The following is a 12542-nucleotide window of genomic DNA, read 5'->3' on the forward strand; positions in this document are numbered from 1 at the left end:
CGCTTGAGTCCAGGCAGGGTTTGCGTATGCAATGGGAGCAACGGATTCAACGGGATTCTGCCGGCGGAGGTTTTCATGAGCTTTCTGTGACGAACGCGTAAGTGAGGAATGAGCGAGCTCAATATCTCCAGAAATGTCATAAGCTGTGGCTTCAAAAGCTTAAACCACTAAATCATTGCTGCAAGAGGGAAGGCCCGTTAATGCTGCACAGTGTATCTGTTGTATCATCTGAAAAAAATAGGCTATGCTGCAATGCACTATTTCAGTTATTGAAACGAAGGGGCGAGGGGCGATGGACAGATTGCAATCAATGCGCGTATTCCTGCAGGTCGTGGAGCAGGGCAGCTTTGCGCGTGCTGCGCAAGCGCTGGATTTATCCAATGCGGCGGTGACCCGCTATGTGGCCGAACTGGAAAATCATCTGGGTACGCGTCTGCTGAACCGCAGCACGCGCAAGCTGTCGCTGACCGAAATCGGCCAGGCCTATCTGGAACGGGTGCAAAGGATATTGCCGGAGATCGATGATGCAGACGCCATCGCCACGTCGCAATCCAAGGAACCGCGCGGTCTGCTGAGGCTGTATTCGCATCAGAGTTTTGCCCAGTTCCAGCTGGCAAACCTGCTGTATGAATATTCGGAGCGTTTCCCGGCCGTGACCCTGGACGTGACGGTGTCCGGCCGCGGCGTGGATTTGGTGCAGGACCGCTTTGATGTCGGCATCATGATGGACCTGCAAAAAATCGAAGGCAATATGATCGTGCGCCAGCTGGGCAAGGCCGATGTCTTCCTGTGCGCGTCACCTGAGTACCTGCGCCGTCATGGGGAACCCAAATCGCCGAAGGATCTGGCGCATCATGCCTGCCTCAACTTTGATTACAAGCAGCTACGCAACTCATGGTCTATCCAGGGGCCGGACGGCGATATTGATGTTCCCATCAACAGCAAGATCATCTGCAACAGCGGCGACCTGCTCAGCAACTGTGCGATTGCCGGCATGGGTCTGATGCTGCGCGCGTCGTATGCACTGGCCGAAGCGCTGAAAAGCGGCAAGCTGATACGTTTGCTGCCGAAGACGCGCTTCAACCAGATTGCAGTGTCGCTGGTGTATCCGAACCGGCATCTGATGCCAGCCACGGCGCGCAGCTTTGTCGATTTCATGACAGAGAAATTTCCGCAGCCCGAGATCGACCCCTGGGAAATCGTTTAAGCACAATACGCCGCTGATGCGGTTTGCCATGGTCGGCGGGTAGTACCGGCGTTATTTGGTGTAGTCGAAATCCGCTGCCGGAAGAGTGTCTTCAATCGAGTGCCGGTCGCGGGCAACAGGATTGCCATGCACATTATTCCTGTCCTTGCGCGCATACGGTGTATCTGCAACGCCCTCAAAAACCTGCTGTTCTTCCTGCGCATGCGGCAGGCTGTTCTCTGCGGACTCTTCATGTAAGAGCTCCGATTCCGTCCTCGTACCGTTCAGGCTGTCGTCGCCGCTGCCGACATGCAGCGGCAGCGAGGCTGCGTTTCCTGCCTGATCAGCGATACCTTTGTCTGATTTTTTCATGCTGGCTTCCCCTTGATGCTGTTGAACGCCGCTAGTGCGTGCAGCCATAGTACTGCTGTTTTTTTGAAACGTCTGTAAGGCAGCTAACAGACTGCAAGGATGGAGCAAGCCGGCGTTTATTGCATCAGCCTATTCTTACAAGCTTGCCTCTTTCCGGCCTATGTGCAGCACGGATTTTTTTCCGATGGCAGGACCGGCATTCTTTGCTACATTGAAGTCAGCACTGAAGACAACGTAAATCAAACGCAGAAAACCGCATATTCACCATCGCAGGAGCCTATCATGGACGATAAAAAACCAAGCAAGGAACAGGTGAGGGAGTGGCTGAAACGGGAAGTCGCAGCCAATCGTCCTCCTCCTAATCCAGAAGAAATCCGTCGTGCGCTGGGACGCACGCTGATGGATGCCGCGCGGGTCGCAATGTCGAATAAAAAATTCATAATGTGAAGTAACGCACAGATGCAGGTGTCCGGTTTCATTACTATGGGTTTACCGTGAAAGACCTATGCTGTGGACGCTCAATGTGTGTGGGGCGCTGTACACCTTACCCCATGCTTGGCGTAGATCCGTAGCGGTTCCTGAGCTTTATCCCGTGCTTGAGCCGTACGGGATCTTTTTTCCCGACTCTCCCCGTAACGCCGGGCACCTGCAAACGCTGGGATAAGGCGTTACATTTTCCCCGATCTACATGGTCGGGGATTTTTGTCTGTGCTTCCCTTTCTCGTGCCTCTTCCCTATGCTGAGCTGTAGGAGCCATGGAGAGCTAATCTGAACTGCAGCTGCCCATGTTGCTTCAATGGCCTTTACTCCTTGATCCCGTTTCTCCATTAGAATCGCATATGTAACCAGAACCGGCGTGGGTGCATCAGGCTGTGTTCTTACGATTGATCATTTCGGACAGAGCGATCCTGCGGTATTTTCCAGACCGCGGCATTCCAGGTTCTGTCCGGAGCTCCCTATGGACAAATCATGCAACATCAAGAAAAACACCAGCACTACTGGGATCTCGGCAACGTCACTGCGCAGTTGCGGGCCTCCAGGGAGGTCGCGCACAAGGTGAGACACCAGGGATATATCCGCGAACTGCCTTCGCGTGCCGCACTGGAGGAAATCCTCGACGGATTGCGCTCCGCGCTGTTCCCCACGCATTATGGGCGGCCCAGCCTGACCGACGAAAGCATCGATTACTTCGTTGGCAATACGCTCAATACCAGCCTGAATGTGCTGGCGGAGCAGGTGCGCAGGGCGCTGCTGTTTGTCGGCGGCCAGGTTGAGCTGAGCGAAACTGAATTGCACGAACGCGCCACCCAGATTACTCGCGATTTCGCGGCCCAATTGCCTGCCATACGCGCCGTGCTGGTCAGCGATTTGCAGGCCGCTTTCCAGGGCGACCCTGCCGCTTCCAGCGTGTCGGAAGTTTTGCTGTGCTATCCGGGGACCACCGCCATTATTTATTACCGGCTGGCGCATGCTTTATTTACACTCGGCGCGCCGCTGCTGGCGCGCATGATTTCCGAGATTGCGCATTCCTCCACCGGCATCGACATCCACCCCGGCGCGCAGATAGGCTCCAGTTTCTTCATCGACCACGGTACCGGCGTGGTCATCGGTGAAACTGCAATCATCGGCCAGCGCGTGCGTCTGTACCAGGCGGTAACGCTCGGTGCGAAGCGCTTTCCCGCCGATGAAAACGGCGCGCTCATCAAGGGCAATCCACGCCATCCCATTCTGGAAGACGACGTTATCATCTATGCCGGTGCCACGATACTGGGTCGTATCACGATAGGGCACGGATCAACGATAGGCGGCAACGTTTGGCTGACGCAGAGCGTGCCGGCAGACAGCAATGTGACGCAGGCCCAGATGCAGACCCGCAATAACGAAGGCTGATTGCACGGCATTCGCATGCGCCCCGGAGATGCAAGGGAGGATTGCAAGCAGCGGCTTTCCATGCGTGTTTCCGGGGTGTATGGCATGGAAACCCGCATGGCCGCAGGGATATAAATTTTTCGGTTAAACTATCGGTGCCGACCTACAAACCCCACGCTTCTTTCATGTTAGGATGCGCCTAAATTCCCAATCTGAAAGGAATTCGCATGCATCGCCCTGACCCTATCCCACCGGCCGATACACCGCCGCTTGATCCTACCCCGGTCCAACGGCCGGTGCCAGACCCCAGGCCGAGCTGCGAGCATTGGCTTCCCTCGTCCTGCGGTTCTTTGGCCTGAAATCCATTCATAGAGCAGAAGCACCGGTAACCGGACTACGCCAGATTTTCTTCCATAACCTACTGTCATTTGATCAGGAGATATACCATGGCACTTTTCTTTATTGAAGCGGTGAGATTTGACGATAGCGGGGAGCGTGTTGAAAAAGTGCGCTGGGGCAAGAGTAAGGGCGGAGAAGTCACGCCACCGGCAATTATTGCCGATCCGGAAGAAGTCGATATTCCCGCCGTCGTAGACACCATCAAAAACGGCGATGAAGTCATTACCAAGTTCAGCATCAATGGTTCCATCACGATGGGTCCACTGGTAAAGTCCATCACCAATGACGACGGCACTGCCGGCATCACCACCGAGGCGTATGAACAGCCTGGTTTTGAGCTGCGCGACCTGCCGCGGTTTTAAACCGCACCAATCTATATCAAGAGACTTGTCTTACGGCCCGTTCGTGGAGCAGAATGGGCAGAAGGACAGCGCTACATACCTGTAATCGTATAAACAAATGTAAATTACTTCGTTGTAACTATAGCCTATGGCTATATATCATTGGTCTATAAGAAATTAATCACCTAAAAGGGTCCACATGAGTCATACACGCAAGTCTATCGTTACCAAATTGTTTGCCAGCCTGTTGCTGGCCAGCCTGTCGCTCGGTGCTGTTGCAGCCGATCTGCTGGACACGGTCAAATCACGGGGCACATTGAAGATTGCGCTGGAAGGCACGTATCCTCCGTTTAACTTCAAGGATCAGAAAACCGGCCAGCTTGACGGCTTCGATGTGGACGTCGCTAAACTGCTGGCTGCCAAGCTCGGTGTCAAGCCGGAGTTTGTCACTTCCGAATGGAGTGGCATCCTGGCGGGCCTGTCCGCCGGCAAGTACGATGTCATTGTCAACCAGGTGGGCATTACCGCCAAGCGCCAGGAGACCTTCGATTTCTCCGATCCTTATACCATTTCGGCCGCCCAGCTGGTCATACGGAAAAACGAAACGCGCAACTTCACAAGCCTGGATGATCTGAAGGGCAAAAAACTCGGTGTAGGCCAGGGCAGCAATTACGAAGAGAAGGCAAAAAGCGTTGCCGGCGTGGAAGTAAAAAGCTATCCAGGCGCGCCCGAATATCTGCAAGACCTGGCAGCAGGCCGCGTAGATGCAGCCTTGAACGACAGCCTCATGGTTGCCTACCTCGTCAAGACATCGGCTTTGCCGATCAAGGCAGGCGCACCTATCGGTGAACTGGCTAAAAACGGTATCCCTTTCCAGAAGGGCAATCCTAAATTCCAGGCAGCGCTGAACGAAGCTCTGGCTGCGATCATCAAGGACGGCAGCTTCGGCAAAGTCTCGGTCAAGTGGTTCGGCCGCGACGTGAGCAAGCCGCCTACGGCACAGTAGTCACGATGATACGTGCGTTGGTTTGTCTGGCGGGAGTGTAATTGCTCCGCAGCGATAGCGCTGACGTGTCCAGATGATGTATGCTAATGCATCGGTCTTCTCATCCCCGCATCTATTGCGGGGATGTTTTTTTATGGGAATGCAATGGAACTCCTGGACTTGTTACAGCTTGCCGCGCCGGTGATGCTCAAAGGCGTGGCGTATACCCTGCTGTTTGCCGTCGCCTCCATGATAGGCGGCCTGGCTTTGGGTTTTTTGATTGCGGTCGCACGCATCGTGCCCTGGCCCTGGCTTAACCGGCCGGCGGTTACGTACGTCAGCCTGATACGCGGCACGCCGTTGCTGGTGCAGATTTTCGTCATCTACTACGGCCTGCCCAGCATAGGCGTGGAATTTTCCGCGACGTCGGCCGGCATACTGGCGCTGAGCCTGAATGCCGGCGCTTATTTGTCGGAGAGTATCCGGGGAGCTATCCAGGGGGTAAGCCGTGGGCAGTGGTCGGCCAGTTTCAGCCTCGGCCTGACCTACGCACAGACCTTGAGATTTGTCGTCATCCCGCAAGCCTTGCGGGTGGCGGTGCCGTCGATGAGCAACACCTTGATCAGCCTGATCAAGGATACCTCGCTGGTGTCGGTCATCACGGTGACCGAACTGATGCTGGCTACCAAGGAAGTAATCGCCACCACGTTCCGGCCATTGCCTTTGTATATCGCGGCGGCGCTGGTGTACTGGGGCTTGAGTCTTTGCTTCGAAGCAGTGCAGATGCGGATGGAGAAAAAATTACAGCAGCCGCACCATCATTGAAAGGGGTTTCATAGTGGGAAAAGCATGCATCACGTGCATGCCTGGAGCGTTGCCTTGCGGCGCGCCGTTTTGCGGGGACAGAGGGCGCCTAATTCATGCCAGCTTGCCTTCGGGCTGGAATGGACCTCCCATTTAAATGTTAGCAGGCCCTGGCTTTGACAATACGCTTATTTCTTGGCCTGAAAAATCTTGTCAAACTCCCCGCCATCATCAAAGTGCACTTTTTGCGCCTGCTTCCAGCCGCCGAATACTTCATCTACTGTAAAAAGCCTGATCGGCTTGAAGGATGCTGCATATTTCTTTGCAGCGGCTTCCGAGCGCGGCCGCAGGTAGTGCCTGGCGATAATTTCCTGGCCTGCTTCTGAGTACAGGAATTGCAGGTAGGCTGTGGCCTGTTTGCGGTTCCCTTGCTTGTTGACGACCTTGTCGACTACTGCCACCGGGGATTCAGCAAGAATGGAGACAGGTGGATAGACGACTTCAAAGTTGTTGCCGAACTCCTGGCGGACCAATTGCACTTCATTTTCAAAAGTGACCAGCACGTCGCCGATTTCACGCTGCGTGAAAGTAGTGGTTGCGCCGCGTCCACCGCCGTCCAGTACCGGCACATTTTTGAAGAGGTGCTCTACCAGGCTGCGCGCCTGTGCTTCGCTGCCGCCGCTCTTGATGACGGAACCCCAGGCTGCCAGATAAGTATAGCGGCCGTTGCCGGAGGTTTTCGGATTGGGGACGATGACCTTGATACCCGGTTTGGCAAGGTCCTCCCATGTCTGGATCTGCTTGGGGTTGCCCTTGCGCACCAGGTATACCATCGTGGAATAGAATGGCGCGGCGCCATTCGGGAAATGCTTGGGCCAGTCGGTGGCGACCAGGCCTTTTTCGGCCAGGATATCGATGTCGTTGGCCTGGTTCATTGTGACAACAGCGGCTTCCAGGCCGTCGATAACGGAACGTGCCTGCTTGCTGGAACCGCCGTGCGACTGGTTGACGACAACGGTCTCGCCGGTGCTTTTCTTCCACTCTGCCACAAACGCAGGATTGATATCCTTGAACAGTTCGCGCGTCACATCATAAGAGGCGTTGAGGATGGTGGTGTCGGCATGCGCAGGCGGAGCAAGCGAACACAGCATGACGCCGGCGGCAAGACCGAGCGAAACAAGCTTCACCAGGCGGCTGGTTGTTTGATTGCGGCCGGCTAAGGCGAGTGTTTGCTGCATTGCTGAACTCCATGGCAGTTTGGTAATCTGCCATGGTCGCCAAAAAACGCGTCGTGGTAAACGAATTATTCCTTATAAACTTATGGCAAGGAGGCGGATCCTTATGCGCCGGGCTAATAAGTTTGTCTGAAAACATTCGTTGGCAGCCGCGGTGATGTCGACTACTGTGTGCTGAATCAAGTTTGTGGAGTTTGCCTGTGTTTGCTAAACGCATGGAAAATGAAATAGCCACCCAAATGGGCGCGAGACCGGGAGCCGAGGCCATTGGGCATCCGGGCTTGCCGTCGGCAGTAGAAGTGCGGATCGCCCACCCCTCTGATGCTGAACTGGCCTGCAACATCATCCGGCGCTCGATTAGCGAGTCTTGCCAGAGGGATCACCGCGATGATCCACGCATCCTTTCCCGCTGGCTGGGCAATAAAAGTCCGGGCACCATCGCGAGCTGGTTTGCCTCTTCAGGAAATTACTCGCTGGTTGCCGGCACCGCCACCGAGATCGTCGGTGTGGGCTTGCTGACCGGGGCAGGCAAGATTGCCCTATGTTACGTGAAACCGGAACTGCAGTTGACAGGTGTGGGCAGAGCCCTGCTGCAGCGCATGGAGTCCAGGGCAAGGGAATGGCAACTGCCTTTCGTCACCATCGACAGCACGGTCACGGCAAGGGATTTTTATCTTCGCCAGGGCTATCTGGAGGGCCGTTCAGGTGAGGTTAAATCAGGTATACGCGCTGTCTCTTTGTGGAAATACCTGGATGGCAACCTGACCTGCGCTCCCAACGGGCAACGCCCCTGCAATTGCGCGCTCGCGCGGCAATAACGACGGCCACAATTTATCTTGTTTACTTGTTACACTTGCCTACCGCATTTCCATTGTCGCCTTCGATGAAGGTGTTGGAATCATTCGAAATCATTTATTTACTGCTTATGAAAATTCGTACTGCTGTTATCGCCGGTTTGCTGCTTGCGGCCGCCATCCCCGCAATGTCTGTTCATGCTGCAAGCACAAGCAGTTCAGCGAAGTCGGGCATAGACTGGCAAAAGGATAATAATGTCGATGCCGCCTTCGCACGCGCCAAGGCCGGCAACAAACCTTTGTTCCTGTATTGGGGCGCAGGCTGGTGCCCGCCGTGCAACCAGGTAAAGGCAACGATTTTCAACCGCCAGGATTTTATCGACCGCTCTCGGCACTTCGTGCCTGTCTATCTGGATGGCGACACGCCGGGCGCGCAAAAGCTGGGTGCGCGCTTCAAGGTGCGCGGCTATCCGACGATGATCCTGTTCAAGCCGGACGGTACCGAGATTACCCGTCTGCCGGGTGAGGTCGATTCCGAGCGTTACCTGCAAGTGCTGGCGCTGGCGATGAACACCACCAATTCCGTGCAAGACATCCTGAAGTCGGCGCTCGCCGGCGGCAAGAACCTGAAAGCGGAAGAGTGGAGCCTGCTTGCCGATTATTCGTGGGATGACCCTGAACAAAAACTGGTGGAAGGCAAGGATGTCGCCTCCACGTTGCTGCGTCTTTCCAGCATTGCGCCGGCAGGCCATGAGGCGACCAGGCTCTACCTGAAGGCATTGGTTGCCATAGCCGGCATCAAGCCGGGCCAGCCAGTGCCTGCATTGGACAAGGCAGTAGCAGTGGACAAATTGCAGAAGGCGCTGGCCGACCAGGCCGTGGCGCGGGACAACATGGACCTGTTCACCAATTATCCGGCTGATCTGGCTGAACTCGTCACGGCTCCGCAGACCGATGCACGCAGCAAGCTGATTACCGTGTTCAACAGCGCATTGCTGCGCCTGGCCGATGACGCCAGCTTATCCAAGACGGACAGGCTGACTGCGGTAGATGGATTGGTAGCGCTGGCTCGCCAGGAAAACCCTAAAGGTGCGCTGGATGCAAACCTGCTCAAGGACGTGCAAAAGCGCGTGGCGCAGATAGACCAGGCAACCACTGACGCCTATGAACGCCAGTCCGTCATCAACGCTGCTGGCCATGCGCTGGGCAATGCAGGCTTGCTGGACGAATCGGATGCACTGCTGAAGGCTGAGCTGAAGCGCTCGCACTCGCCGTATTATTTCATGCTGAGCCTGGCATCCAATGCCAAGAAGCGCGGCGACAAGGCAGCGGCTGTCAACTGGTATGAGCAAGCCTATAACGCCGCCAAGGGACCGGCCACGCGCCTGCAATGGGGGGCAACTTATGTCAACGGCCTGATCGATCTGGCGCCGCAGGAAGAAGCGCGGATACAGAAGGCAACGCAGAACGTGCTGACGGAAATCGGCGGCACAGAAAACGCATTTTACGAACGCAACCGTTCATCGCTGGAACGCATGGGCAAGAAACTGAACGAATGGAACAAGGATGGCAAACACAAGGTTGCGCTGCAAAAAGTGCGCAGCCAGCTGGATGGCATCTGTAGCAAACTGCCATCCGCGGATCCGCAGAAGGCAGCATGCCAGGGTGTGTTCAGCGAGGTAAAAACCTGACTGTATGGAACCAGGGTGTGATATGGATCGCACCCTATAGTGAAAAAAAAGGGGGGTGCCGGTGACGGCAGCCCCTTTTTTATTGAAAAAGTAAAAACGAAAGCGTCTAAATTGCGACTGCGAAATGCAGTGCCAGCGAAGGCTTTTCCCGTTTGCGGCCAGGGGCTTCGGTGGTTGCCGCGATTTGTGCGCGCACATCCGATTCCGTCGCGGCCGGTACCTCGAATGCGACCGGGATGGCGGCATTTCTGGCCAGCCCGCCCTCCAGGAACATCTTCAACTCACCTGGCTGGAAAGCCGACCAGACTTCGTTGGAGGTCAGGGGCTTGGTGGCGATTACGGCAATCTTGTCGTCACGCGTGTTGTGCAGGCTGAAGTCTATGCTGCGATTGCAATCCACCAGGTTCGCAGTGGAGAACGGATATTCGCGCACCACATAGTGCAGATTCGTGGAGCAGTGGGCAAACAGAACTTCACCATTGGACAGCATGAAATTGAAGATGCCGTGCGCGGCGATTTCCTGTGTCAGCGCGGCAATCGCATCAAACAGCTCCGCGCGCCCCGGCAGTTTGCTGGCGCTGCATTCCGGAAAACGCCTGCGCAAGCCTTCCATCAGATAGCAGAAAGCACGTTCGCTGTCGGTTTCGCCGACCGGATGAAAAATGCCGTTTAAGCTAGGGTGAAAGGCTTTCAGGTCCCCGTTGTGCGCAAAGGTCCAGTACTTGCCCCACAGTTCGCGCATGAAGGGATGGCTGTTTTCCAGAACGATGGTACCTTGCGTCGCCTTGCGGATATGGGCGATCACATTGCGGGATTTGATGGGATTGCGTTTGATCATCTCCGCCAGCGGTGAAGTGATCGAAGACAGGTAGTCGGTGAACAGGCGGCAGCCGGAGCCATGATAGAAGGCGATGCCCCAGCCGTCCTTATGTTCATCGGTGCGACCGCCACGCTCCGAGAAACCTTCAAACGAAAAGGTGATCTCGGCCGGGTTGTTGCAATTCATCCCCAATAATTGGCACATCGACTGCTATCCTGTTTTCAATATTCCAGCAATAAATCTAAAATACATCTATTGCCGTAAATCATGTAAATTATTTGAGCCTATTCAGGCTTAAATTGGTGTGCGAACGTAAATTCATCGGTTCTGGCTGCATATTTGATGCCTTTACGCAACGCCCATGTTGCATACTGGTGATGCAAAGGAATTAACGCATAGTCCTTCAAGGCCAGCGCTGCTGCCTTTTTGGCAAAATCCTCGCGCTTTGCCTCATCTACTGACGATAGCGAAGACTGCACCAATTCATCCAGAGCCGGATTGCTGTACTTGCCCCAGTTCCAGCTGCCCCAGCCCGTGTCCGGGTTGGGCGTGCCGGTCAGCGTACGCAGACCGAAATCGGTCGCCAGCGTGCCCCAGCCCAGCAATGCAACGCTGAAGTCGCCCTTGGACGCCTTGGGGAAATACGCGGCCAGTGGCAGCGTCTCTACCTTGGCCTGTATGCCGACCTTGCTCAGGAACTGGGCGACGGTCTGCACTACCTGTTCGTCATTGATATAGCGGTTGTTAGGGCCGTGCAGTGTCAGCGCGAAGCCGTTCGGATAGCCTGCTGCTGCCAGCAATTTTTTCGCACCTTCCGGATCGTAAGCTTCCACCTGCAGGCTGTCGTTGTAGCCCAGGATGCCAGGCGCGACAATATTCGAGGCCGGCACAGCCAGGCCTTCGAGCGTGCGTTCCGTCAGCGCCTTGCGGTTGATTGCCTTGGAGATGGCCTGGCGCACGCGCACATCGCGCAAAGGGTTCACTGCCAGCGGTTTGCCTGCCTTATCGGTGATATACGGAGAAACCCGGGCTTGCTGGTCCAGTTCCCAGAACAGCGTACGCCAAGAGATTTTCTGTTCCAGCTTGAATTTGGCGTTGGTCTTCAGCTTGGCGATATCTGCCGGCGGCACGCCGTCAATTGCATCCACGTCGCCGGCCAGCAGCGCCGCAACACGCGGCGCACCGCTGGTAATGATACGGAAAGTGACTTTGTCCCAGGCGGCTTTTTCGCCCCAGTAACTGTCGTTACGCGCCACCTGTATGCTGTCGCCGCGCTTGAAGCTGATGAATTTGAACGGGCCGGTGCCTATCAGCGCCTTGCCGCTGTTGAAGTCGTCAGTCGTCGCATGCAGCGATGCTTTTTTCGATACGATAAAGATTGAGCTGACATCCAGCGGCAGCGGGCCGTAGGGCTTGGCGGTTTTCAGCCTGATGGTGTAGGAATCCACTGCCTGCTTGGAGATGATCTGCTTCGTATAGCTGGTGAACGGGCCTGGACTGTTGGTCAGCGTGGCCGGCCTGTCCAGCGAGAAGATCACGTCTTCGGCAGTCAGTTCGGAACCATCATGGAATTTGACGCCGCGGCGCAGCTTGAATTCCCAGGTCGTCGCATCGACAGCTTTCCAGGAGACTGCCAGGCCGGGTATCAGGTGGCCGTTTGCATCTATATGCACCAGCGCGTCGAACAGATGCGACGCGAAGGAAATGTTCGGTGCGATATTCAGGTAATGGGGATCCAGCGAGGACACGTCGGCAGCCAGGCCTATCTTCAGATCGGCAGCAAATGCGGCGGGCGACACGGCTCCTGCCAACGCAACAGAGGCGGCCATCGCGGCCGCGATAATCATTTTTTTTCCGGCAAAGTGGAGCATGGATTTCCCTAATGGCTATCTGGATAAAACGGCAAGCTTAACATCAGAGATATTCGCCGGCAGCATCCGATAGCAAGTAGCGATGGTAGAGGGTTCCCGGCGCGAAGTAAAAGACGCATTCCAACTTACCTTATTCCGATTCAATCTATGCGTTTTTTCCAGGCCAGCGGCGCCA

Annotated in this window: 12 protein-coding genes; 8 read left to right on the forward strand and 4 right to left on the reverse strand. The window is 55.6% G+C overall.

Annotated elements, in window-relative coordinates; translation table 11 throughout:
- The first annotated feature begins 292 nt into the window (after positions 1 to 292).
- The gene (locus ACO0LO_RS17725; RefSeq protein WP_422965807.1) at positions 293 to 1207 is read left to right on the forward strand and encodes a LysR family transcriptional regulator; all 915 of its coding nucleotides are present in this window, start codon (positions 293 to 295) and stop codon (positions 1205 to 1207) included.
- Between the two features lie 51 nt (positions 1208 to 1258).
- Here the strand turns inward: ACO0LO_RS17725 and ACO0LO_RS17730 are convergent, their stop codons facing one another.
- The gene (locus tag ACO0LO_RS17730) at positions 1259 to 1558 is read right to left on the reverse strand and encodes a hypothetical protein (RefSeq protein WP_422965808.1); all 300 of its coding nucleotides are present in this window, start codon (positions 1556 to 1558) and stop codon (positions 1259 to 1261) included.
- Between the two features lie 99 nt (positions 1559 to 1657).
- Here ACO0LO_RS17730 and ACO0LO_RS17735 point away from each other — a divergent pair, with 99 nt between their 5' ends.
- From ACO0LO_RS17735 to ACO0LO_RS17755, 5 genes are all read left to right on the forward strand, one after another.
- Positions 1658 to 2005 (forward strand): hypothetical protein, encoded by a 348-nt coding sequence (locus ACO0LO_RS17735; protein ID WP_422965810.1) that lies wholly within the window; start codon positions 1658 to 1660, stop codon positions 2003 to 2005.
- A gap of 522 nt (positions 2006 to 2527) precedes the next feature.
- Positions 2528 to 3448 (forward strand): serine O-acetyltransferase EpsC, encoded by a 921-nt coding sequence (gene epsC / locus ACO0LO_RS17740; protein WP_422965812.1) that lies wholly within the window; start codon positions 2528 to 2530, stop codon positions 3446 to 3448.
- Between the two features lie 425 nt (positions 3449 to 3873).
- Entirely contained in the window at positions 3874 to 4188 is a 315-nt protein-coding gene (locus ACO0LO_RS17745) for a hypothetical protein (RefSeq protein WP_422965814.1), read from the forward strand.
- A 178-nt stretch (positions 4189 to 4366) separates the two neighbouring features.
- Positions 4367 to 5173, forward strand: a complete 807-nt coding sequence (locus tag ACO0LO_RS17750; protein ID WP_422965816.1) for a cystine ABC transporter substrate-binding protein — start codon at positions 4367 to 4369, stop codon at positions 5171 to 5173.
- Positions 5174 to 5317: 144 nt separating this feature from the next.
- Positions 5318 to 5977 (forward strand): amino acid ABC transporter permease, encoded by a 660-nt coding sequence (locus ACO0LO_RS17755; protein WP_422965818.1) that lies wholly within the window; start codon positions 5318 to 5320, stop codon positions 5975 to 5977.
- 167 nt (positions 5978 to 6144) lie between these two features.
- Here ACO0LO_RS17755 and ACO0LO_RS17760 read toward each other — a convergent pair whose 3' ends face one another.
- Positions 6145 to 7107 (reverse strand): sulfate ABC transporter substrate-binding protein, encoded by a 963-nt coding sequence (locus ACO0LO_RS17760; protein WP_422965907.1) that lies wholly within the window; start codon positions 7105 to 7107, stop codon positions 6145 to 6147.
- A 299-nt stretch (positions 7108 to 7406) separates the two neighbouring features.
- Between ACO0LO_RS17760 and ACO0LO_RS17765 the strand changes: the two genes are divergently transcribed.
- Together ACO0LO_RS17765 and ACO0LO_RS17770 are read left to right on the forward strand one after the other, a co-directional pair.
- Positions 7407 to 8009 carry a GNAT family N-acetyltransferase gene (locus tag ACO0LO_RS17765; RefSeq protein WP_422965820.1) on the forward strand — a complete coding sequence of 201 codons (603 nt, stop codon included), beginning with the start codon at positions 7407 to 7409 and terminating at the stop codon, positions 8007 to 8009.
- A gap of 107 nt (positions 8010 to 8116) precedes the next feature.
- On the forward strand, positions 8117 to 9676 hold the full coding sequence (locus ACO0LO_RS17770; protein ID WP_422965822.1) for a thioredoxin family protein: 1560 nt from the start codon (positions 8117 to 8119) through the stop codon (positions 9674 to 9676).
- Between the two features lie 106 nt (positions 9677 to 9782).
- Here ACO0LO_RS17770 and ACO0LO_RS17775 read toward each other — a convergent pair whose 3' ends face one another.
- Positions 9783 to 10700 (reverse strand): class II glutamine amidotransferase, encoded by a 918-nt coding sequence (locus tag ACO0LO_RS17775; protein ID WP_422965824.1) that lies wholly within the window; start codon positions 10698 to 10700, stop codon positions 9783 to 9785.
- An 80-nt stretch (positions 10701 to 10780) separates the two neighbouring features.
- Positions 10781 to 12343 (reverse strand): ABC transporter substrate-binding protein, encoded by a 1563-nt coding sequence (locus tag ACO0LO_RS17780; protein ID WP_422965826.1) that lies wholly within the window; start codon positions 12341 to 12343, stop codon positions 10781 to 10783.
- Positions 12344 to 12542 lie beyond the last annotated feature (199 nt).

Source organism: Undibacterium sp. TJN25 (assembly GCF_049339885.1).
Lineage (GTDB): Bacteria > Pseudomonadota > Gammaproteobacteria > Burkholderiales > Burkholderiaceae_D > Undibacterium.

Coding starts and splice junctions, on each gene's coding strand:
- ACO0LO_RS17725 (WP_422965807.1), top strand. CDS start 293: ATGGACAGATTGCAATCAATGCGCGTATTCCTGCAGGTCGTGGAGCAG.
- ACO0LO_RS17730 (WP_422965808.1), bottom strand. CDS start 1,558: ATGAAAAAATCAGACAAAGGTATCGCTGATCAGGCAGGAAACGCAGCC.
- ACO0LO_RS17735 (WP_422965810.1), top strand. CDS start 1,658: ATGGAGCAAGCCGGCGTTTATTGCATCAGCCTATTCTTACAAGCTTGC.
- epsC (WP_422965812.1), top strand. CDS start 2,528: ATGCAACATCAAGAAAAACACCAGCACTACTGGGATCTCGGCAACGTC.
- ACO0LO_RS17745 (WP_422965814.1), top strand. CDS start 3,874: ATGGCACTTTTCTTTATTGAAGCGGTGAGATTTGACGATAGCGGGGAG.
- ACO0LO_RS17750 (WP_422965816.1), top strand. CDS start 4,367: ATGAGTCATACACGCAAGTCTATCGTTACCAAATTGTTTGCCAGCCTG.
- ACO0LO_RS17755 (WP_422965818.1), top strand. CDS start 5,318: ATGGAACTCCTGGACTTGTTACAGCTTGCCGCGCCGGTGATGCTCAAA.
- ACO0LO_RS17760 (WP_422965907.1), bottom strand. CDS start 7,107: ATGCTGTGTTCGCTTGCTCCGCCTGCGCATGCCGACACCACCATCCTC.
- ACO0LO_RS17765 (WP_422965820.1), top strand. CDS start 7,407: ATGGAAAATGAAATAGCCACCCAAATGGGCGCGAGACCGGGAGCCGAG.
- ACO0LO_RS17770 (WP_422965822.1), top strand. CDS start 8,117: ATGAAAATTCGTACTGCTGTTATCGCCGGTTTGCTGCTTGCGGCCGCC.
- ACO0LO_RS17775 (WP_422965824.1), bottom strand. CDS start 10,700: ATGTGCCAATTATTGGGGATGAATTGCAACAACCCGGCCGAGATCACC.
- ACO0LO_RS17780 (WP_422965826.1), bottom strand. CDS start 12,343: ATGATTATCGCGGCCGCGATGGCCGCCTCTGTTGCGTTGGCAGGAGCC.